Here is a 20589-nt window from a genome sequence, read left to right on the forward strand (position 1 = left end):
TTAGCTATCGTGGCTGGCGATGGCAGCGGGCACGATGGCCAGATTGCTTGGCTGGCTCGCCATCGCAGCACAGCATCAGAACACCGTGACGTCGACACCGGGAAAGCGTTTGCGGAATGCGGCAGGCGTCAATTGCGTGCGGCGCGCAAACAATTTGGAAAACGTTGCCACGTCGAGATATCCCACCTCCGCCGCCACCTGGGCAATGCCGAGCGTGGTCGTTTCGAGCAGTAGCTTGGCCTTCTCTACGCGAAGGTCGTGCAGAAGATCGAGCGGCGAGCGCCCTGTTTCGGCGCGAAACTTCCGCAACAGCGTTCGACTGGAAAGGTTGAAGGCTTCCGCTAACGCGCCCAGCCGATAACGCTCCGCGATACGCGGTTCAAACCACACACTGATCGCGCGGGCCAATGATTCTCGTCGCCGGTGGCTCAGGCGATGATCGAGATACGTGGCCTGGCTGCGAGGGCCGTGGTCAATAAGGCTGAATCTGCCGACGGCACGGGCCAGGCTGCTGCCGGCACAGTCGCGCACCAGCTGCAGCGCCAGATCGCCATAGGCGGTGAACGCGCCCGACGTGATGATCTCGCCGTCGCGCAGCAACACGGCGTCGGGCTTGACCTCCACCTTGGGGTAACGCTTCGCCATTTCATCGGCAAGCGCCCATGCGGTGGTGGCTTGCCGCCCGTCCAGAACACCCGCATCAGCCAGCAACAGGCTTCCACCGCAGATGGATGCAATCCGACGCTGCTCGGCCGCCCGGCGAATCAGGGCTTTTTCCTCGTTCAGGCTAGCAAGCGTCGCGGTAATTTCCTCGGTGTTGTTGAAGTCAAACGCGGGGACCACCAGAAGGTCGAATGGTGCGGGCGCGGTGACGGACAACTGCGCACCGCCCGCCAGGCGAATCTGACCCGCATGTGTGCCAATGATTGATACCGCGAACGGTGGTGGCGCATCCGGAGCACGCAACCCGCTTATGCGATTGGCGACGAGCAGCACGTCCGACAGGCCAAGGACCTCGGCACCCATGCACCCGTCGTAGGCAAGAATGGCGACCCGCACGGCTACTCCTTCTGATCACGCCTCGCGCCAAGCGTGGCGATTTCACCCTGTACGTCAAGCGTCCGTAGTCACGAGTCGCCACGGAAGAACTAAGGGACGGAGCGGCAATTGCAAATGTAATCAGCAGCATACGCCCCGCTGTCGACACGGAAGCACGACCTGTTATGTCGATGAAACCGTAAAGTTTGGCGATATTGCACGCCGGTTGTAGCGAGCGTGGCGGGATTCCCCCTTGGTCTGTCGCCATGGCCCGGTGACGGGGACAAAACGACAGCCTAGGCTGCCGACCCACCAAAGCCCTTGTCCTATTTGGGAATCCAAGCATCAGGGAGCGACCATGCTCGATCCATCTGTTGTCCACGCGTTTGTTGCCATGGTGGAAGAAGGGAGGTTCATCGAAGCGTTGCAGCGGTTCTATCACCCCGCCGCCATGGTTTGGGAAAACCAGCAGACGCCGCGCGTTGGCCTGGATGCGCTGATCGAGAACGAACAGCGCGTATTGAACACTTTCACCACGATCACCGGGCACGCCATACAAGTACTGATCCACGCGGATCAAGTAGCCATCAACTGGCGCTTCGAGTTCTCGAACGGCTTACACCGCGTGGCCCTGGATGAAGTTGCGCTCCAGCAATGGAGTGACGGAAAGATTGTGCATGAACGCTTCTATTACGACCCCGCGCAGAACCGACCACAAAGCGTGCAGCCCGTAACCCATGGCGACGCCCAGGAGTTTCCTTCGTCATGAGTGTGGCATTTCTCCTCACATCGCTGTTGGTGGTGGCATCGCCGGGAACCGGCGCCATCTACACCATATCGACCAGCCTGTCGCATGGTGCCCGTGCCGGATTCACCGCCGCGCTTGGCTGTACGCTCGGCATCGTGCCGCACATGCTTGCCGCGATACTCGGCCTGGCGACGGTATTCCGCACGAGTGCCTTGGCGTTTGAAGTACTCAAGATCATCGGCGCTGCCTACCTGCTTTACATGGCATGGCACGCACTCCGGGATGCACGCATGCTGGAGGTGCGTGATTCAAGCGAGAGGCAAAGCACGACAAAAATCATCACCTCCGCCGTGCTGCTCAATCTTCTCAATCCCAAGCTTCCGATGTTTTTCCTGGCATTTCTTCCGCAGTTTGTGCCAGCCAACGACCCGTCGCCGATTCGGAGCATGCTCGTGCTCAGCGCCGTTTTCATGGCGATGACGTGGGTGGTTTTCGCTATCTACGGATGTTTCGCAGCGCTCATGCGCACACATGTCCTCTCCCGCCCCGCCGTGCTTACGTGGATGCGGCGGAGCTTCGCCGCAGGGTTTGCGCTACTCGGCGTTCGGCTGTTGGTCAGTCAGCGCTAGGACCGTGAATACCGATGTATGCCTGAAGCCCGGGTTGCATCGAATGGCCATGTCACCACAAGAGAATCATCATGCAACGCACACCTGAAAAACCAACCGGCCTTCTTGTCAGGGCAACGCTGCTTGCCGGTATGCTCGACATACTGTCGGCCATGGCCTATGTGCTTATCGCGGGAAAGAACCCCCTGGCGGTGCCCGTCGGGATTGCTTCCGCGATCTGGCCGGGCGCGTTGAAGGCGGGTCTGCCTGCGCTGATAGTTGGATTGCTGCTGCATTTTGCCATCATGTGGGTGATGGTCGCGGTGTTCGTGGCGGCCGCGCGCAGGATCGAATGGTTAACCGCGCAGCCCGTGGCCTCAGGCGTGCTCTATGGACTGACGTTATGGGCCGTGATGTACCTCTTGGTGCTCCCACTGCGCTGGCCTGCGCTTTTCCCTCACTTCACCGCTACTTTGGTTGCCGAGCAATGGTTCAGCCACATCGTGCTTGTCGGGGTGCCGCTGGCGTTGCTGACAAGCCGGTCGTTTCGACAAGCCCCAACACCCCGCCCCTGACGTAGAGCTCGATGCCCAACGTGACACGCTCAACGAGGCAAGTCACCGCGTGCGTTCTATACCAGGGTGTTCGAAGTCGGTCGTTTCGGGCGCCACAAACGCATAGGTCATTCATGACGGCGGCAATTGCTTCGTCACAACGTTGCGATGAAGAAATCACACTTCATGGTAGTAAGAAATCAGATGGAACCAGAGTCCTGTTTTGGCATGGAAGATATTCGCAAGGAGATTGACCTTCTCGATAGAGCGGTCATCTCACTCCTTGGCAAGCGGTTTCAATTTGTTCTCGCCTTGCTCGACACCCTGATCGATCGCCGCCATGGACAAAATTTTCCCTTCGAATGTTCATCGCCTTGCGTGGCTTCTCACGGCCACCGTAATCGCACTCCCTCTGCAGTCTCCGCCGGATTCTCAAGAATTGGAGAGGTCGCTTGATCGTCCAGCGTGACCCGCGCGACTTCGAAGCGTTACCCAAAGCACCGCTGTTCCTCGCGTAGTCACTCAGGGGCTGTATACGCGTTTCAAGTCCGACGGATATCAAGGCGAACTTGAGCCACTTGTGTCGTGTCGCGCCAGTCGCTGTGTTGCTGGCAATGCTTTTCGGCCGCAGGGTACTCAATGCCCTCGCAAAGCCGCGTACGGCGTAATGGATCAGCAATGGTTAACGGGAGAATTGGTGCCGCCAATCCGGCCGAAGGGCATTGAGAACGAGTCCGCTCGTTACTCCTGGGCCCCTGCCCTCGGCTTATACCCAGGTCCTGGCGTAACTGTGTTCGGCGCCAGCGACTAGCAGACGTGTAACTGGCTGGGCCCTTTGCTGACGGATCGAAATGTGCCGGGTATCCATGTCCGCAATGGATGAATGCGACGTAAATGCCACGCGTTACCGATGAACCGATGCGCGCATCGAAGGAGTCTACGCAAGCGAAGCTGACATGGAGTCGCCGATCGCACCAGGCTTGGGACCTAGCCCAAGGCATCCGGACCACGCGTTTCACAAGGGGGTGTTCGTTGCCCTCCACTGAACCAGGAGACGACTCATGAACTTGAGTACTCGAAGGACGCTCTTGGCGTCCGCAATGGGGCTTGCGTGCTTACTCTTTCATTCCGTCACCCTCGCGCAGGCGCAAGGTTTTCTTCCGCGCAGCATCACTTCTTCGACCATTCCGGCCAATGGTGACCTCAATCCTTATGGGGTGGCGTTTGTTCCCTCAGGTTTTCCGCAGGGTGGCGTCATTGCATCCGGTGATGTGCTGGTATCCAATTTCAACAACATCGGCAATCTGCAGGGCACTGGAACGACCATCATCAAGCTTACTCCCACCGGCGACCTGGCACCGGGCGTCGCGGCAGGCACCAGCGGTAACGCCACGGTATTTTTTCAAAGCCCTCTTGCCGGCCTGACAACGGCGCTTGGCGTGCTTCGTGGTGGATATGTCGTGGTGGGAAACCTGCCCACAACGGATGGGACAGTGACCACCATTTCCCAGGGGTCACTCCAGGTCATCGATATTCATGGGCATGTAGTGGCGACGCTGTCAGATAGCAAGTTCCTCGACAGCCCATGGGATTTGACCATCAATGATCAAGGTTTTCGTGCGCAAATCTTCGTATCGAATGTACTTAGTGGCACCGTGTCGCGAATCGATGTCACGATGGGGAAGTCGGGATTCAACGTCGCCGATAAAGTAGAGATAGGTACCGGATACTCCCATCAACCGAATGCAGCTGCGCTGGTCTTAGGCCCGACGGGACTCGCGTATGACAGCGGCTCTGACGTGCTGTATGTCGCTTCCACGGATGATAATGAGATCTTTGCGATACCTCATGCCGGAGGGCGCAGTACCGCTGTGAATCGAGGTAACTTGATCTCTTCAAGCCCCAGCCTGCGCGGTCCATTGGCGCTGGCATTTGCACCGAATGGACACCTGCTGACTGCCAACGGCGACGCAGTCAATGCCGACCCCTTGCATCCAAGTGAAATTGTGGAGTTCACGCGCAACGGGATTTTTATCGGCGAGTCCAACGTGGATGCATCACAGGGCGGCGCCTTTGGACTGGCTACAGTCCTGTCCAATCCTGGATTTCTTTCTCCTCGCGGTACCGTGTTCAATTACGCGGCTATCGACGATGTCGCCAACGATCTTGTCGTGACGTTCGTCCCAAACTAATGAGTCGCGGGTGTCGCATCGAAAGGCACTGCGGCCGCTACCCCTCGCCAACGGCGGAGTCCGCAAGCAGGGGATAGAGTTCTCCATGACATACGTAGAGACAAAGCCGTAACCAGCGATAGCTCTTTGGTGCCCGAAGATCACTGCCGTGGCGTATCGATCGACTTATCGATACGCCACCAGCGCTTTCCCGCTCAGGGGCTGTCTTTGACGGCCACTTAAGGAGATTCGGCCCGAACGAGCCCCGCGGGCCGCTGGGCCACTCCCGGGCACAGTTACCCGAACATCCCCATGGCGGGGCCATGGTTCAAGACGCGCTTTTCCCGCGATACCGGGCGCCAGCCCACCAAGGGAGTGGTTGCAACCAAAACAAGCCAAGTGGGCACCTACGGGTGATACCCATCCGGTGCGCCCATGCCCGTCGGAACGGCCCGCCATGCAATGGTCCTAACGGCGACTCCTGCGCGCACGCGGGGCATAGTCCTGACGGCCATTGCAGCGCTTTTGGTGCTGGCTTTTGGGCTAATCAGGCCGTACTACAACTGGGACATGGTCGGCTATGTTGCCGCGGCATTCAGCGCAGATGGTTATCACGGGGCCGATCTCAATACGGCAACCTACGACAGCCTGAGAAACGAGGTGAGCCCGAGTACATTCAATCAACTCATCGAAGGAGAGTATCGAGGAACTGTTTATCGCGACCCCGCTTCGCTGGCGCAGCAATTGCCCTTCTATGACATACGGGTGTTGTACGTTGCGTTGATTCGAACGGCTCACGCGATCGGATTTAGCTATCCGAAGTCGACCTATGTCGTCAGCGCGGTGTTCGCCGCTCTCTCGGTAGTGCTGCTTTCCTTTCTTGGTCTTGAGGTCGGCGCACCTGTCGCCTCAGTTCCTTTGGTCGTTGCATTTTCCGGCTTTGTCGAAATTGCAAGACTATCTACACCCGACGCGACAGCCACCTTGTTTGCGATGCTGACGCTCTATCTCCTGATAAGGCGGAGCCGGCTGACATTCGTGGTGGCCATGTTGTTGCCGCTGGTCAGAACGGAATTCTTGCTACTCTCACTGCTTGTATTCGTTCATGGCTTCGTCTTTGGTCAAGGAAGGTACGTGTTCGTGCCGATGACTATCGCCTGCCTGATCTATTGGCTTGTTGTCAGAATCAATGGTGCATATGGGTGGTTGACGTTGTTCAACATATCGCTCATTCACAGATCGGCATATCCAGCCACGCTGGTTCCGTCGCACGCTCTCCGTGACTACCTTAGGCCGTACGCGGCCATGCTGAGCGACTTCACCATGCACCCGCATTTTGTCATCTATTGTCTGGCAGCCGTTTTCCTGCTGAGAAAAAGGGTTGGGACAATTCAGACGGACTGGTATCTGGTCTCTGCCGCATTTCTTGTGCCCATGACGTTCGTGGCTGCCCACATCCTGCTCTTTCCTGAGAATACCCATCGCTATTTTGTGTTCGCTGCCGCAACGGTAGCAGTTGGCCTGATCGGCCAGATGCAGGCAGGGGCACAACCCCGCCCTGAAGATCTCGATTGCGCCAAGCGGCTGCCTTCGCCCTTCCATCCTGATAAGTGGGTCCAGGCAAGGTGGCGATCAGATAAAGGTCTGCAGTGATCCCATGACACCAAGGCCACAACAAGGACCAGATAGAGAGTGGGAAATGCCTCCATCCACTGGGGCCATCCCTGAGCCTACGTCGCGTCCGCCCTGGCCAGTAGCGCAGGCTGCGGAACATCAGCCAGCGATTCTGTCAGCAAGGTAGTCGACGGCGTGCATACTGGAGAGCAGTACCACAAAGTCATTCTGGCCTCGCGGCGCGACCGCAGGGTGCGCGCCAGGTTTCAAAGGATGGTGCTGAATTTGCTGCCCAACGGAGCGGGCGTGCTGGACTTTGGTGCTGGAACCGGTATCGATGCAAAGGTTTATGCCGATGCCGGGCATCCCACTTTCGTGTATGAGCCATCGGTAGCGATGCGCGAGTACCTGGAACAGTACTGCCACCATGAAATCGCCCGCAAAGCCATTATTCCGGTGGCGTCGCCTCTCGTCTGCGAGGTGCAGGCGGTCACGGCGAACTTTGCGGTTCTCAATCATTTCACGGATCACGCGCCGCTATTTGAAGAGTTGTCAAAGGTGGTTGTCCATGGCGGATTTGTCCTGGCCAGCATGCTCAACCCCTACTACATTGGCGATGCGCGTTACGGCTGGTGGCGATCGAACGCCATGAATCTCTTGCGAGCCGGTCACTATGTCACCGTCACTGAGAGCGGCATTCATCGTTTTGCGCCACGGGTTGTGGCGCGAGCGGCGGCACCACATTTCCAGTTGGAATGTCTCACTCCGCGCGGCTTCGGATTGACTATGCACCTTTACATGTTTTTGCTCTTTCGGAGGGTCTGAAATGTGGAAGGATTGGATAAGGCCATTTGTTCGTCCACTGCCGCAATGGGCGGTGATTGCCGTGTCTCCTCCGCAACAGATCGTCACCGCCACCCTGCATTGGGACGACAAGTCGCTGGATATCACGACGGATCACTCCGTGGCTTCGCTCAAGCCACTCATGATCGCCACCAGTGTTGACGCCGGCGAACGTCCCGTCATCGAGTACTGCGATAGCGCCACCCGGCGGGTTCTTGGGGTTTTGCGCCTCGCGCGGACAGCTACCGTCGCTGCCGAAGAGGCATCCATAACCCTCTACGAAGTCGAAGCGGGCGAACACCGCTGTCTCGGCCAGCCGAGACGCTCGTGGAACGCGTGGCTCCAGAACCGTCTCATGCTGAAAAATAGTTCGGCGCCCCACTCCGCGATGGATCCTGCCGCCGTGCAGAAACTCATGATCGCCTACTTGTGCCCGCGACCGGTCATCCTGGTCTCTGTCGATGCGCCGGATCACCACAATATCTTCCCAATGGATCTGATTGGACCCCTTGGGCAGAGTGGGCTCTTTTCACTTGCGCTACGCAGCACCAACGTTTCCGTGCCGGTCATGCGCGAAGTACGACGAGTTGCACTTTCAAGCATGCCAGCGACGATGAAGGATGTCGTCTACAAGCTCAGCGAGCACCATAAGCAGCCGCTCCAGGACTGGAACAGACTTTCGATTCCGGTTCGACCGTCGCGGGTATTTGGCATTCCCGCAGTGGGCGAGGCGCTGCGCATTCGGGAGTTGACCATCGTGCATAGCCAGGACGTTGGCTTGCATACGCTCTTTATCGGCCGCATCACTTCCGACGAGCATCTGGCGGATGGCGCCCAGCTGCATCACACCGCAGGCTTTCATCAAGCGTACCGTCGACAGCGGAATATGCCCCTCACTGAGGTCTGATCCGCATAGGTAACTAGCGGGTGTTTCTCTCGTCGATGCACCTGTCTCGGCACGAGGTCAGCTCGTGTGATCGCGAATGACCTTCCAGTACTCGTGGGTCGATTGCTGATGCAGCTGCAGTCGTCTCCGGACAGGCGGCTGGACGAGCTATACAGCGTTGTGTCGAGCCCGTGATGCGATCGATCCAGGCGTTTGTCGAGGCCCACGACAGCAGGACAACACTTCTCTTCGTCTGCAAGCCATATGCGTTAGCGCCTTGAGCCCAGGGAAAGGTTGTGCGTGAATTGCGCCTGCCATGCGGCCCGGCGAAAGGTCAGCAGAGGAGCTGCCGCAACGCCTCGACGGAAGCTTGCGGATGTCGCCCGCGACGCAGTTCATAGGCGCCAAGGCGCGCCAGGCTCCGTTGGAAATGGTGCCAGCCGGGCTGGCCGCATGCGTAGGGCTGGTCAGCGACTAGCCGGGCGACGATCTCTGCCTCTGGCAGCTTGCCAAGCAAGGCATCGGGGTCATCCGCCCACTGCCCGGAAACGAAAACCGCACCGGCCAGGGCCAAGGGGGCCGGTGCGAGGGTGCCATGACCGCTTCGCAAATCAGCCTCATGCTTTTGGATGCCGCTGCGTCGACGTATAACAGGTGCCTGGCTGATCCAGAGCTGCGCAGAGGCATCATCGACGAGGCCAAGTGCATCAGTCTTTACGTGCAGATAGTTGGCAACACCGGTGGCAAGCATGCTGTCGGGCTGTACGAATACGGCATCTTCGGAAAGAAAGTCCAGTCCACCCAGGAAACTGTGCAGGGCCAGGGTCGATTTGCCCGACCCACTGGCACCAAGCAGTAGCAAGCCACGTCCTTGCCGTCCAACGCACGCGCCATGCAACGGGACCAGACCAAGGCCGCGTGTTGCCAATGTGAAGACGGCGAACTCAATGAGCTCATAACGCACATAGTAGGGATCGCTCAGCATATCCTGTGATGCCACCACCAATGCTGTCCTTTGCTCTGGCGACATCACGACGTAGTTGGATCCATCCATGACGCCGCATAACAGGCCTGCGCCCGATTGTGTTTGCACGAGCGGTGGCTCACCGCCGACTGACATGGTTCGACGGGGAGCAAGGCGCAATTGGACTCGAAACTCCAGGTCTGTCGCGGACAGCCTGTGCTCCGGCAGGCCGGCATAGGCGGCCTCGACCAACTCCAATAACTCGTGACTGTCGCTTTCGAATCGAAAGCGACCACCGAGCACCTGCTTGTGCAGGACAAGACGCTGCCCGACCTGCTCAAGAAACGGGTCGTCGCCGGTGGAATGGATGGACATCGATGGCATCGTCGTCGATCAAGAGTCCCGTGAGGGTGATAGCACATCGCGGCACCAACGGACATCTAAATATTTCCCCCTGTATCGCAACCGTAGCACCGCCCCGGGGCACTCACGATCAACTGGGCGCTGCGCAAAGGCGGCAGCAGGGTTGGCCCAGCGCCACTGCGCCCGCTGTTTGCCCTGAATGAGGCTCCCTCGAAATGCTCAAGATTCAGGTCGGTCACTCCTACTACCTGAGGTTCGACCCGAAGCAGTGGGAGCGCGGCAAGCCCTATCCGCCACTCGCCACCATCCAGGTCGCTGCGCTGCTGCGGCAGATGGGGCATCAGGTCACGCTGTTTGACGCGATGCTTGCCAATGGTGAGGAAGAGTTCGATCGCGCCGTTCGATCCTGCCGGCCGGATGTCGTTGTGCTTTACGAAGACAACTTCAACTTTCTTACCAAAATGTGCCTCGCCCGCATGCGGGAAGCGGCTTGCCAAATGATCATCGAGGCGTGCGCAAGTGGCGCCAAGGTCATCGTGGCAGGGTCCGATGCTTCAGATCACCCGGAGGCCTTCTTGGGAGCTGGTGCCCACGCCGTGCTCATTGGTGAAGGCATCGCATCCTTGATCGAACTCATTGGGCGACTTGAGAGCCGCCGCGATATCGACACGAAGGCGTGGGTATCCAACCTCCCCGGAGTAGCTACGCTGGATGGCGGCCAAACCAAACTGACGCGCATTGGTGTGGTGCCGCCCGATCCTCGCATCGTCGGCCATCCGGCGTGGGATCTGATCGACGTCCAACGCTACCGATCCATGTGGCTGGAGCGTCACGGTTACTTCAGCCTCAACATGGCGGCATCGCGTGGCTGCCCGTTTCGTTGCAATTGGTGCGCAAAGCCGATCTGGGGCAATCATTACAACAGGCGCAGTGCCCAGGATGTGGCCGATGAAATGCATTTCCTGAAAGCCACGTTCAAACCCGACCATATATGGATGGCTGACGATATCTTTGGCTTTCATGTGAACTGGCTGGAGGAATTTGCCGCAGGTCTGAGCGCTGTCGACGGCTCCGTCCCCTTCACCATACAGACCCGCGCCGACCTCATCAGTGAGCGCATGGCAGCGGCATTGAAACTGGCAGGTTGCGCAGAAGTTTGGCTGGGTGCAGAGAGTGGTAGCCAACGCGTGCTGGACAGCATGAACAAAGGTACCAAGGTTGCCGACCTGATCACCGCCCGGGAACGCCTGGGTGCGCTAGGCATTCGTGTGGGTTTCTTCATCCAGCTTGGCTATCTTGGCGAACAACTGGAAGACATCGTTGCGACACGCGACCTGATCATCCGGGCCGCCCCCGACGACGTCGGCATCAGTGTGTCCTATCCGTTGCCCGGAACGAAATTCTACGAGCAAGTGAAGGCGCAGCTCGGTGAAAAGACACATTGGCGAGACAGTGGCGATTTGGCCATGATGTTTCGCGGAGCCTACGATTCGGATTTCTACCGTCAAGTCCGCGACTTGCTCCACGAACAGGTCGCATCCCAGCAGAAACGCAGCGCCAAGCGGTTAGCCAACGGCAAGGCTCGGCGAGCGCTCAATGCCCGATGGGAGGCATTATTCGCCAGCGAAGCCGAGCACCGCACGGAAGGCACGGTCGCACCTTCGTTTGTTACCGCGCGAAGTTAAGCGCTGGCGCAGCACTGATCCCGTCATGTTGCCGCCGCTAAAAATCATTAAGAAGGGCTTGCACCAAACCACTGAGGCGCTGGCGGCGGAACTGGCGCAACCCGGCAGCGCCACACCCGCATGGAACGAGCTCGAGTGGCGCTTGGCCACGGTTGCAGCCGTGGTGCACGGGGCGTCGCAGTTACTGAGCGGGCGTTGCGCGTGGCAAGAGCCCGAGTGGCAACGCTTCCTGACCAGTCAGCGTGAGCATGTCGAGCAACGCCACCAACGCATAGCGAGCTTGCTTGAACACATCGACGTCGCCGCCAGGGAGGCCGGCCTGGCCTTGACTCCCCTGAAAGGCGCTGCGTTGCACTCGATCGGGCTCTATACGCCTGGTGAGAGACCCATGGCGGACGTCGACTTGCTGGTGCGTGATTCTGACGCGGAGGACGCTGCGAGCTTGCTGAAAGATATCGGTTACGTGGAATCATTCAGCCTGTGGAGACACCGCGTATTCAAGCCGCCAATTGGCCAACCTTACGCCGGCCTGGGTGAGCATCGCGATACCCCCATCGTTATCGAACTGCATGTCCGGATTCAGGAGCGGCTGCCGGTTTCAGTGGTCGACATCTCCGAGCGAATCCATCCTCGGACGCCTCATCCCGGATTGAATGACTACCCGTCGACAGGTGCGCTGATGAGCCATCTGCTACTGCACGCGGCGGGCAATATCTGCAATCGCGGTCTTCGCCTGCTGCACCTGCACGACATCGCGTTATTGGCTGCGCGAATGTCGCCTGGCGATTGGAACGCATGCTTTGACGAGCGCGGCAAGGGCTCATCTTGGTGGGCGGTACCGCCGCTTCTGCTGGTGGCACGTTACTACAAGGGGGCGATTCCCTCAGATGTGCTCGCCCGGATCATCCCCTCCTGCCCCATCCACCTGAGAACCATCTCGCGCCGCCAGACGTTGACGCAATTGTCTTGCTCGGAATTCGTGCTTCACGCGTTTCCGGGGATCGAGTGGTCACGATCTCTTTCCGAAGTTTCTCACTATGTGAGAAATCGTCTAAAGCCTACGCAGGAGCTCGTTCAGCAACGCAAGGACATGGCGCGTACGCAACTCTGGCTTCAGGGACAGCACTGGGCAACCTCGCCACAACGACGACGCATGTTGACCTGGCTGGTCCGCCCCGTACCTCGCCTGGACGCATTGTTTGCAGTGCGCGCCGCTCTCGAGCAGTCAGCGCCGTAGTCCGACATCAGTCATTGAGGCCGCTGTGAGCAATTGAAGATAGAGCGTCTCGAATGTTCTGGCAGTGTAATCCGCATCCTCGACGATGGCCCGACGCTGTGCTGCCAGAGCCATGCGCAGGCGCAACGGTTCGTTGGCAAGCACCCGACTAACAGCGCCAGCCAATGCCACCCAATCGCCGACGGGTACGGCCAGCGCCGCCCAGGGTGACCATTCTGCAATATGTCCCACCGCTGTTCCGACCGTAGGAACGCCGACGGCTGCAGCCTCCAGCAGCACCAGCGGACCGGCCTCGTGACATGAGGACATCACCAGAAGGTCAGCAGATTCCATCAATGGACGCAGTTCGCGTTGCGTCTTGAACCCAAGCACGCGGACATGGCGCTGCAGATCCAGCTGGCGAATTAACTCGTCAACTTCGCCCTGCAGCGTGTCCACGCCGACCATATCCATTTTGAAGGCCACCCCCTGGCGCGCCAGCACCGCGAGCGCCCGCAGCAGGGTTGGCTGATCTTTGACGCGGTTGAGGCTGGCGACATGGATCAGCTTCGCCTCATCCGAGCAGCGTTCGCGCGGAGCCTTTGGCGACCACGTGCGCAAATCGACACCAAGCGGCACGCGTTTACCCTCGATACCTAGCGCGCGCAGCGAGTCGAGGATAGGTTGACTGGCGGCCGTGACGATATGTGCACCGCGCAGCACAACGGCTTCACGCAATCGCCCCATCCATTTTCGCCGTCCGCCGTAATCGATGTCATGCAATGCGACCAGCTCGCCCCCGGCGATGTGCACCAGACAGGGCAAGCCGAGCAGCCTGGCCGCCGTGACGGCGACCAGGCTGCAGGAGCCGGAAAAGATCGCGTGGATAAGATCAAAGGGAGCCCGGTGATGCTCGGCGCGAATGGCGCCGATGGCACGCAAGCGGGACCAGTCATCGCCGATATTGTGGACTCTGGCACCGGCAAAGCCCCAGCTGTCTGCTGCTGGCTCTTGTCGCAATGCGAACACGTGCACTTCGTGCGTGCGTGCAAGGCGTTCGATCAGCGCCAATAGCACGGGGATCACCCGGAACTCACCCGTGCGGTCCACGCCACCTGGCACGACCAGAGCAAGCTTCATGGTGCCCCCTGCCCTCGGCACTCAAGCAGCCTTTCATAGGCGCAAGCCCACAACTGCCCCAGCGCGACAAACGACAGTGCCTGATCAAAATGGGCGCGCACCTGCTCCTCTGGCATTCGGTTCGCCCAGGCATCCACAAGAGCGCTGGCGAACCGGGCCGCATCGCCGCACGGCCATAGGCGTCCCACGCTTCCTTGTGCGGAGAGCGCCCGGAATGACGGAATATCTGTAACCACCGGCATTACGCCGCAAGCCAAAGCCTCCAGTAGCGCGTAGCCGCAACTCTCAGAGCGACTGCCGGAGACAAACAGGTCCGCTGCACGCATCAACGATTCCACGCGCGCGTGTTCCACCTTGCCAAGCAAATGCACACGCCCGGTCAGTCGCGCATCCTGCTCAATGCGTCGCTTCACCTCGTCCAACAAAGGGGCATTTTCAAAGACACACCACAGCTGCAAACCAGGCAGGCGAGAGGACGCCGTCGCTACTCCATCGAGTACGGTCAACGGATCCTTGCCCTGGCTCAGGTGACCCACCCATAGCGCGCACGGATCACCATAAAGACCCGTTTCGGTTCTCGCGCGAGCGCGACTGCCAGGCGTAAAGCGGCTGCTGGATTCGGGAATGGCAAACCACTGCGTCATGGGCCCAAACAAGCCGCCCTCGACGAATGGCCTTGCGAGCTCGGGCGCGCCGAAAGCGACACCCGCTGCAGCCGCGTACCAGCGGCGCCAACGCCCTCGCCGCCACCAGCGTGGCGAGCGATCGGCGTGATCCTGGAGAACGATGGGCACGGCTGGCATGCATCGCGCGATGGCGCATGCTGCCTCGGCAAAGCACAAGCCGTGCACGTGAATGATATCGGGCCCGATGCTTTCCAGCAGGCGCGCAACCATCTCTCCACGTTCCTTGGCATCGGTCGCCCCATGGATATCCGTGAAGTAGTAGTCGATGCCGTTATGCATGACATGCGTCGAACGCATCGCCAGCTGGATCACTGAGACTTGCGTCCCGCTGCTGCTGACCGCTTCGGCGACGTCAGGTAGTGATGACCATCGGCGGAGCACCTCTTCCGGCTCCCACGTCCCCGGCGTTGGCTGGAAATTGATCTGAGCAACATGCAAGGGGCGCATGGAGCGGGCGCGCTCTGATTTCTTCAGCGGGTATGTCATGGGTTATGCCCGCCCGCAACCGGGTGCTTCATGGCAACCAGCACATTCAATGCGCCGCACGTCGGCGGCGCAGATGGCAGACAATGCCGAATCTTTGCGCAGCGTTTGTCAGGCTTTTGAAACACCGCGAAGGACACGTCAGATGCGGCCTGCACGCGCTGCGTCACGAACCACCGTGAAAGTTTGCCGGACATCGAGCCACTCCCGTTTATTGGATAGGCCCCTGTCTATAAACCCGACACTTGCGGTACACGGAGACGCACCAGCCGATTGGCGAGATTGAGCTCCCATGGCCGGTCATACCGACGGAAGCGGTAGCGCCACGAGGCGGCGGCGCTCAGTGAGCGCTTGGCCCAGGGCGGTGAACGCAAATCCTGTATGGTGGGATAACGGCAGCGCAGTACCGTCACGAAATCCTGGATGCGCAGGCGCATTCGGTCGGTAAGCCATGGTGCATCCGTATGGCAGGCGTAGTTGACCCACTTCGGTTCCGTCCACTCCTCCGGCGTCCTTGGAAAAACCAGGGGCTCGCCGCTGAGATCAAGTGTAGGTGCCGCACCCCGTCTGCCGCGATCCTTCTCGTGACGGCTGCCATCAGGTAGCGGCGTATAGACATAGATGACGATCTCGGTGTGCGGATTAATCCTTTTCAGCTCCCGAATGAACTCAAAGGTGCGCTCGGTCTCTTCCTCCGTGTTTTCTGGTGGCGCCACCATGAAAGAAAGTTCGGGGATGACGCCATGGCGTCGACACACTTCGACGACCTCCCGTGTTTGATCCGGGCGCGTGCCTTTGCGGATCTCCTTGAGCATCTGGCCGCTAGGCGATTCCGCACCGATGTAAGCCATGCGCAATTTGCTTTTTCGCACCAGCTTCCACCCTGAATCGGACAAGTTCAACAACGCATCCGCGCGGGCAAAACACCACCACGGAAGCTCAAACCTGGCCATCACCTCGAGTAGTGGAATCATGTCCACTTCGCGATCGAAGAAGTTGTGGTCGAAGTACTGGACCGAATCGGCCCCGATCTCATACTTCAAATGGTGAAGGTCGCGCTCAAGTCGCTCCGCGGCAGGCAGCATGGTGGTGCCACCAAACATCGCCGCGACCCCGCAGAAGGTGCAATGGAAGCGGCAACCGATGGCTGCCTGGTGAGCCACGGTGCGTCGACCGAGATAGGTGCGGGCCAGATATCGTCGTGGATCGCCCAGCTTGTCATAGGGAAGCACTTTGCCGGGATCCGCAAGTGAGAAACGGCGACTTGGGTTGTGTGTGACCGTGCCGTGGTTCATCCAGGAAAGTCCGCCGATGTGTGCAAGATCCGTCTCCGCTCCACGGCTCAAGGCGGTGATGAGTTCCTGCAGGGTTTCGTCGCCTTGCGCACGGACCACATAATCGACATAGGGGGCCGACAGTGCTACGTCAGGGTAAAGCGTCGGGAAGTAACCTCCCCAGACTATCGGCGCTTCGGGAAAGCGATTTCGAATAGCCTGCGACACGGCGATGGCAGGTGCAACTTGCGGCCCTCCCATGACGCTTACGCCCACTACGTCAAAGTGCTCGCGCTCCATCGCACTGAGCGTATCGGTAATGAAGTCGCGATCGACATTGCCGTCGATGATCCGGCTGCAGCCTGTTCGATCCAATGCCGTCGCCAGATGCAGCAGCGAAAGCGGGAACCGGGCGCTGGAGCGCGAGGTGATGGTCGGATTGATCAGCAGTGTGTTGGTCATAGGCGCAGTGAATCTTTAGAGGTCAGGAGATCCGTCTCAACTGAAATACGATGGCGACAGGTACTTTCAGTGCCGTCAGATCGAACCGGACGCCAGCAGGTATGTCCGATGGTTCTAGCATCGGCTCAAGCACCTGCTCGATCGCGAGACCGAGCGACGCGCACGTGGCGTGCCACTGACTATAGAGGTGGGGCGTGTGTCGCACGGCGTAGCGTTGTCCATCGGACTTAAAGTCGCGCAGCCAGCCGAGTGCGTGCCCGATAGGATGAACGTCACTGCACAGCAGCACGCCACCGGGGCGCGTTGCGCGGCGTAGCTCCGCCAGCCCGTCCCCTAGATGTTCCAGATGACCCACGACCAGGCCGCAGATCGTGAGGTCCGCCCAGGCATCGGGCATCGGCAGGGTCGTCAGGCTGCCCTGCATCAGTTCGATGGCTGCGTTGTGCTGTGAATCGGCCAACTCGGCCCTGGCGCGATCAAGCATGGCGGCTGAAACATCTACGCCAGTGACGCGCGCCGCGCCGCGTTGAATGGCATGCAGCACATAGCGGCCGCTGCCACAGCCCGCGTCCAGCACCGAACACCCCTGTAGACCAGACGGCATAAGACTGAGCATGGCGCGCTCCTCAGCCTGCATGACGGGGTTATGCGCGCAAGCGGGGTAATGCGGTGCCCACAGGGCATAAGCTTCGATAGGGTCGAGAATGGGCGTGTTCGACATCAGTGACGAACCTCGACGGCAGAATGGACTTCGCGGCTCGCATGATCGCTGGACGGCTCGAGCCCTGGCTCCAACGCCATCAGTAACGGGTTGGCCAGCGATCTGGCCAGCAGCTTGGGTCTGCCGTCCAGCATCACGGGCACGGCATCCTCGTCGGCCGCGTCAAACCAATCAGCGAAGTCGGGGTCCGCAATCTGCGGCACGCCGTTGCGCACGACAGCGCGGATCTCGCTACGCCCGATGCCTACCAGGCTTTCGGCCTTGTCACCACCGCGATCGGTGACGATTACCATGTCGGCCGATGCTCCCGCCGCGAGGTTGCCACGCCATGGCAGGCGAAGAATGTTCGCAGCGTGGGTAGTCACCAGGGCGAGCAATTGCGAGGGATCGAGCTCACCGCGAGTCACGACACCCCGCATTTCCTCCAACAGATCTCGTGCGCCGCTAAGTCGGGAATCGGTGCCTAGCGCTACGCGCCCGGCAGAGTTAAGGCGTTGCGGGTTGAGCGTCGTGCCGAGCAACGTGAGATTGCTGGATGGGCACCAGACCACCGCGGCACCGCAGGCGATGATTCGGTCGATATCGCGCTCACTCAATCCCACGCCATGGATCAATACGGTATTCGCCGCTAGGCACCCTAGTTGATCCAGCGCGATGAGTTCTGCGCGCGCCGTTGCGTCCGTGCCTTCCGCCAAGTGGATCAACCAAGGATGATCGCCGGCCGTCGCGGCGAAGCTCTCCTTGACGGGAGGGCCATAGTCGGGCCAACCCAACGCATAGCTCCAACCATAGTCGCGCAGCAGTGCCACCGGAAAATCCGGTGCATCGAGAGCAGGATGCCAAGGGTCGTGATGCGCAACACAGGTAGTGCCAGCGAGCAGGTTCTTCAGCGCACCGTGTCGAAGCCTGAGTTCCTTCGAAATTCGCAGTGCCGCAGTGACCGAAGGCTCGCTGAAATGCTTCTTGAAAGCCTCGATCCAGACGTAGCTGTTGGGGAACGCCGATCCAGTCTCTAGTCGTGGAACAGCATTGACGTGCAGGTGATCGTGCGCGTTGATCAGTCCGGGAAAGATCAAATGATCGCGCAGCTCGACTCGATGAGTCCGAGCCGTGCCCGAGGCGGCCACTCGCCCATCGCTTATCGACAATGGTGCGCGCGATACGCCCTGCGACGTGACTGTGGCCGCGTTGCACAGGGCAATCATCACGGTTGGCCGCCGGGTATCCACAGACGTCAGCGCCGACGCATGACGATCATGAAATGGTCACCCATGGCTCGCAATAAAGGCCATGCGCCCAGGTGATCGTCCAGGCGGCCCAGCCATTCGCACCGCTGCGGGTGACGGCGGTAGTAGTCCACAAGGTACGGGGGCGGCAAGAACAGGCTTAGAGCGCGATGGCTCTCAAGCGTGAAATGTTCAGCAAATGCGCGGTAGAACTCGCGCGGGAGGTAGTAGTAGGTCCAGATGGTGTGGCGATTCATTCCCACTGCCGTTGCGCCGCGCGCGGCACGCACGCCTGCCCGCTTGAATCGACCGTGCAGCACATAGTGCACTACTTCCCAAGGACAGATCCTGCCGATGACGGAAAAAACCAGGTGACCACCAGGACCCATCAATCGCGCGCATTCGTCCGCCACCGCATGCAGGTCGGGGGCGCAATTTAGAGGGCCAAAGTTTGAATAGATGCCTTCAAACTGCCCCTTGAGCTGACTGAGCTGCTGTATGCCAAGGTGCGTTACGGTGATGCGAGAATCCAGTCCGGCAAGGGTGGCACGAGACCTTGTACGCCCGACCATCTGGGGCGACCAGTCAGTGGCCGTCACCTGGTAACCGTACCTTGCAAACTCAATGGCATCGATGCCCGTGCCGCAGCCCAGATCCAGCAAGTTCGAGCCCACCGGAATCGTATCGAGCACGGTTTCCCACAGGGAAACCCGCATACGTTGAATCAGCTCGTTATTGCCACGGGGACCGTCATAGTCGGCGGCGACGCTGTCAAAAGCACGCTGTGTTTCGAGCAGCTGGTCCTCATCCAAAGAAGATGAGCGGGAGCCACGGCGCCCCATGCGGACGACCGCACTCTGTTGCCCGGCCCCATGCCCGTGTTGCCTGCCCATGTCCATCTACGCTCCGTCAGCACATCGCTGTCAGCTCGCCGTTTCGCTTGAAACTTGCTTCGTCTACATGACGTAGGTGCCCATACGGTGAGTGCCCATGTGGTGCGCTTTGGTTGAATGAATCGCACAAATTGGCATCCAAACGCACCCGGACATTGCGCATCCGTTGCTATAGCTGGCGCCGCACCGCATTCCTCGCCGTGGCCGCGAACGCGCCCAAGCCAATGCCTGCCAGAAGGCCGACACCCCAGATCAACACGGGATTGGGGAACGACTGCCGCTCGGGTACATAAACCGGCCAAGGAAGCGAAGTTTCGTACGTATAGGCACTACTGAGACGGGCAACCAAGTCGCTTCTAAGCAACTGAAGGTTCCTTATTTCGTCGCTCTTACTGGTCAGCAACACACCTGCGAGTGACGCCCCCTGCGCACTCTTGCCTGCGGCATCCTCCTTGTTGGCCGCCTGGACTAGTCGCTCCCGCTCTGCCAGGGCTTCCGTCAGATCAGCCTGCACCTCATCAAGGCGCTTGCGCGCCAAAGTCAATGGTGCCGACTCGAGCTCCCGATGGATGGCTCGCAACTGAGCCACGGTGGCCTCAGCCAACTGACGGGCCTGTTGCGGGGACTCTGCACGCACACTCAGTCGCACCATCGGCCCCGCATAAGGCAGGGGCTCGAGCTTCATGCTCTTGCGATAAAGCCGCGCCACGGGCGAATCGGGTGAGAACCCAATACTCGTCATGACGTCGTTCTGGAATGGCACCGTCTGCAGGCGCTCCATGACTCGGGCGAGCGGCTCAGCTTTCGGATCCTGGCCAGGCGGCACCTGACCGACCTGTCCTATCAGTATCCAGGCATTGGCCTCCCACTGCCGTCGCGCCGTGCGCGAAAAAGCAAAAGTGATCGCCAGCACAACGAACAGCGCGGCCACAAACCACTTCCACTCACGGAGCAGTATTCGCCACATATCGACCAGATAGATCTCATCTTTTTCCATGGTGATTGGCTCGCTGG

The 20589-nt window shown here is 59.7% G+C and carries 20 protein-coding genes; 10 read left to right on the forward strand and 10 right to left on the reverse strand.

The window, feature by feature from the left end:
• Window positions 1-75: 75 nt before the first annotated feature.
• Window positions 76-1059, reverse strand: coding sequence for a GlxA family transcriptional regulator (locus AC0GUR_RS09690; RefSeq protein WP_472877252.1), 984 nt, complete (start codon window positions 1057-1059; stop codon window positions 76-78).
• A 337-nt stretch (window positions 1060-1396) separates the two neighbouring features.
• Here AC0GUR_RS09690 and AC0GUR_RS09695 point away from each other — a divergent pair, with 337 nt between their 5' ends.
• The 8 genes from AC0GUR_RS09695 (at window position 1397) to AC0GUR_RS09730 (ending at window position 8483) form a co-directional block, all read left to right on the forward strand.
• Window positions 1397-1807, forward strand: coding sequence for a nuclear transport factor 2 family protein (locus tag AC0GUR_RS09695; protein WP_472877253.1), 411 nt, complete (start codon window positions 1397-1399; stop codon window positions 1805-1807).
• Entirely contained in the window at window positions 1804-2415 is a 612-nt protein-coding gene (locus AC0GUR_RS09700; RefSeq protein WP_472877254.1) for a LysE family translocator, read from the forward strand. Before AC0GUR_RS09695 ends, AC0GUR_RS09700 begins: the two co-directional genes overlap by 4 nt.
• 71 nt (window positions 2416-2486) lie before the next feature.
• Complete coding sequence (locus tag AC0GUR_RS09705; protein WP_472877255.1) at window positions 2487-2969, forward strand: hypothetical protein; 483 nt, start codon at window positions 2487-2489, stop codon at window positions 2967-2969.
• 183 nt (window positions 2970-3152) lie between these two features.
• Window positions 3153-3404 carry a chorismate mutase family protein gene (locus AC0GUR_RS09710; protein ID WP_472877256.1) on the forward strand — a complete coding sequence of 84 codons (252 nt, stop codon included), beginning with the start codon at window positions 3153-3155 and terminating at the stop codon, window positions 3402-3404.
• 605 nt (window positions 3405-4009) lie between these two features.
• Window positions 4010-5140 (forward strand): YncE family protein, encoded by a 1131-nt coding sequence (locus AC0GUR_RS09715; protein WP_472877257.1) that lies wholly within the window; start codon window positions 4010-4012, stop codon window positions 5138-5140.
• A gap of 414 nt (window positions 5141-5554) precedes the next feature.
• Window positions 5555-6772, forward strand: a complete 1218-nt coding sequence (locus AC0GUR_RS09720) for a hypothetical protein (RefSeq protein ID WP_472877258.1) — start codon at window positions 5555-5557, stop codon at window positions 6770-6772.
• 156 nt (window positions 6773-6928) lie between these two features.
• The gene (locus AC0GUR_RS09725; RefSeq protein WP_472877259.1) at window positions 6929-7558 is read left to right on the forward strand and encodes a class I SAM-dependent methyltransferase; all 630 of its coding nucleotides are present in this window, start codon (window positions 6929-6931) and stop codon (window positions 7556-7558) included.
• A gap of 1 nt (window position 7559) precedes the next feature.
• Window positions 7560-8483 carry a flavin reductase gene (locus tag AC0GUR_RS09730; protein ID WP_472877260.1) on the forward strand — a complete coding sequence of 308 codons (924 nt, stop codon included), beginning with the start codon at window positions 7560-7562 and terminating at the stop codon, window positions 8481-8483.
• A gap of 313 nt (window positions 8484-8796) precedes the next feature.
• Here the strand turns inward: AC0GUR_RS09730 and AC0GUR_RS09735 are convergent, their stop codons facing one another.
• Complete coding sequence (locus AC0GUR_RS09735) at window positions 8797-9801, reverse strand: phosphoenolpyruvate carboxykinase (ATP) (RefSeq protein WP_472877261.1); 1005 nt, start codon at window positions 9799-9801, stop codon at window positions 8797-8799.
• Between the two features lie 203 nt (window positions 9802-10004).
• Here AC0GUR_RS09735 and AC0GUR_RS09740 point away from each other — a divergent pair, with 203 nt between their 5' ends.
• Window positions 10005-11474, forward strand: coding sequence for a B12-binding domain-containing radical SAM protein (locus AC0GUR_RS09740; RefSeq protein ID WP_472877262.1), 1470 nt, complete (start codon window positions 10005-10007; stop codon window positions 11472-11474).
• Between the two features lie 25 nt (window positions 11475-11499).
• Complete coding sequence (locus AC0GUR_RS09745) at window positions 11500-12711, forward strand: nucleotidyltransferase family protein (RefSeq protein WP_472877263.1); 1212 nt, start codon at window positions 11500-11502, stop codon at window positions 12709-12711.
• On the opposite strand, the gene AC0GUR_RS09750 is transcribed toward AC0GUR_RS09745, so the two are convergent.
• The 8 genes from AC0GUR_RS09750 to AC0GUR_RS09785 all read right to left on the reverse strand — a co-directional run bounded on the left by AC0GUR_RS09750 (window position 12700) and on the right by AC0GUR_RS09785 (window position 20572).
• The gene (locus AC0GUR_RS09750; RefSeq protein ID WP_472877264.1) at window positions 12700-13830 is read right to left on the reverse strand and encodes a glycosyltransferase family 4 protein; all 1131 of its coding nucleotides are present in this window, start codon (window positions 13828-13830) and stop codon (window positions 12700-12702) included. The two genes, AC0GUR_RS09745 and AC0GUR_RS09750, sit on opposite strands and share 12 nt — an antisense overlap.
• Window positions 13827-14963: a glycosyltransferase family 4 protein gene (locus AC0GUR_RS09755; RefSeq protein WP_472877374.1), complete on the reverse strand. Its 1137-nt coding sequence runs from the start codon at window positions 14961-14963 to the stop codon at window positions 13827-13829. Before AC0GUR_RS09755 ends, AC0GUR_RS09750 begins: the two co-directional genes overlap by 4 nt.
• Before the next feature lie 35 nt (window positions 14964-14998).
• Window positions 14999-15196 (reverse strand): hypothetical protein, encoded by a 198-nt coding sequence (locus AC0GUR_RS09760; protein WP_472877265.1) that lies wholly within the window; start codon window positions 15194-15196, stop codon window positions 14999-15001.
• Between the two features lie 33 nt (window positions 15197-15229).
• Window positions 15230-16735, reverse strand: a complete 1506-nt coding sequence (locus AC0GUR_RS09765; RefSeq protein ID WP_472877266.1) for a B12-binding domain-containing radical SAM protein — start codon at window positions 16733-16735, stop codon at window positions 15230-15232.
• A 22-nt stretch (window positions 16736-16757) separates the two neighbouring features.
• Window positions 16758-17456 (reverse strand): class I SAM-dependent methyltransferase, encoded by a 699-nt coding sequence (locus tag AC0GUR_RS09770; protein ID WP_472877267.1) that lies wholly within the window; start codon window positions 17454-17456, stop codon window positions 16758-16760.
• Window positions 17456-18661 carry an amidohydrolase family protein gene (locus AC0GUR_RS09775; RefSeq protein WP_472877375.1) on the reverse strand — a complete coding sequence of 402 codons (1206 nt, stop codon included), beginning with the start codon at window positions 18659-18661 and terminating at the stop codon, window positions 17456-17458. Before AC0GUR_RS09775 ends, AC0GUR_RS09770 begins: the two co-directional genes overlap by 1 nt.
• Window positions 18662-18690: 29 nt before the next feature.
• The gene (locus AC0GUR_RS09780) at window positions 18691-19524 is read right to left on the reverse strand and encodes a class I SAM-dependent methyltransferase (protein ID WP_472877376.1); all 834 of its coding nucleotides are present in this window, start codon (window positions 19522-19524) and stop codon (window positions 18691-18693) included.
• A 220-nt stretch (window positions 19525-19744) separates the two neighbouring features.
• Complete coding sequence (locus AC0GUR_RS09785; protein WP_472877268.1) at window positions 19745-20572, reverse strand: Wzz/FepE/Etk N-terminal domain-containing protein; 828 nt, start codon at window positions 20570-20572, stop codon at window positions 19745-19747.
• Between the last annotated feature and the right edge of the window lie 17 nt (window positions 20573-20589).

The organism is Dyella sp. PARNA 12/25 (assembly GCF_055702865.1).

Bases quoted from the DNA above. Each gene is read 5' to 3' on its own strand.
- AC0GUR_RS09780 (WP_472877376.1), bottom strand. From the start codon at position 19,524: ATGGGGCGCCGTGGCTCCCGCTCATCTTCTTTGGATGAGGACCAGCTG.
- AC0GUR_RS09730 (WP_472877260.1), top strand. From the start codon at position 7,560: ATGTGGAAGGATTGGATAAGGCCATTTGTTCGTCCACTGCCGCAATGG.
- AC0GUR_RS09695 (WP_472877253.1), top strand. From the start codon at position 1,397: ATGCTCGATCCATCTGTTGTCCACGCGTTTGTTGCCATGGTGGAAGAA.
- AC0GUR_RS09785 (WP_472877268.1), bottom strand. From the start codon at position 20,572: ATGGAAAAAGATGAGATCTATCTGGTCGATATGTGGCGAATACTGCTC.
- AC0GUR_RS09750 (WP_472877264.1), bottom strand. From the start codon at position 13,830: ATGAAGCTTGCTCTGGTCGTGCCAGGTGGCGTGGACCGCACGGGTGAG.
- AC0GUR_RS09775 (WP_472877375.1), bottom strand. From the start codon at position 18,661: ATGATTGCCCTGTGCAACGCGGCCACAGTCACGTCGCAGGGCGTATCG.
- AC0GUR_RS09715 (WP_472877257.1), top strand. From the start codon at position 4,010: ATGAACTTGAGTACTCGAAGGACGCTCTTGGCGTCCGCAATGGGGCTT.
- AC0GUR_RS09745 (WP_472877263.1), top strand. From the start codon at position 11,500: ATGTTGCCGCCGCTAAAAATCATTAAGAAGGGCTTGCACCAAACCACT.
- AC0GUR_RS09740 (WP_472877262.1), top strand. From the start codon at position 10,005: ATGCTCAAGATTCAGGTCGGTCACTCCTACTACCTGAGGTTCGACCCG.
- AC0GUR_RS09765 (WP_472877266.1), bottom strand. From the start codon at position 16,735: ATGACCAACACACTGCTGATCAATCCGACCATCACCTCGCGCTCCAGC.
- AC0GUR_RS09720 (WP_472877258.1), top strand. From the start codon at position 5,555: ATGCCCGTCGGAACGGCCCGCCATGCAATGGTCCTAACGGCGACTCCT.
- AC0GUR_RS09735 (WP_472877261.1), bottom strand. From the start codon at position 9,801: ATGTCCATCCATTCCACCGGCGACGACCCGTTTCTTGAGCAGGTCGGG.
- AC0GUR_RS09760 (WP_472877265.1), bottom strand. From the start codon at position 15,196: ATGTCCGGCAAACTTTCACGGTGGTTCGTGACGCAGCGCGTGCAGGCC.
- AC0GUR_RS09710 (WP_472877256.1), top strand. From the start codon at position 3,153: ATGGAACCAGAGTCCTGTTTTGGCATGGAAGATATTCGCAAGGAGATT.
- AC0GUR_RS09700 (WP_472877254.1), top strand. From the start codon at position 1,804: ATGAGTGTGGCATTTCTCCTCACATCGCTGTTGGTGGTGGCATCGCCG.
- AC0GUR_RS09705 (WP_472877255.1), top strand. From the start codon at position 2,487: ATGCAACGCACACCTGAAAAACCAACCGGCCTTCTTGTCAGGGCAACG.
- AC0GUR_RS09755 (WP_472877374.1), bottom strand. From the start codon at position 14,963: ATGCGCCCCTTGCATGTTGCTCAGATCAATTTCCAGCCAACGCCGGGG.
- AC0GUR_RS09770 (WP_472877267.1), bottom strand. From the start codon at position 17,456: ATGTCGAACACGCCCATTCTCGACCCTATCGAAGCTTATGCCCTGTGG.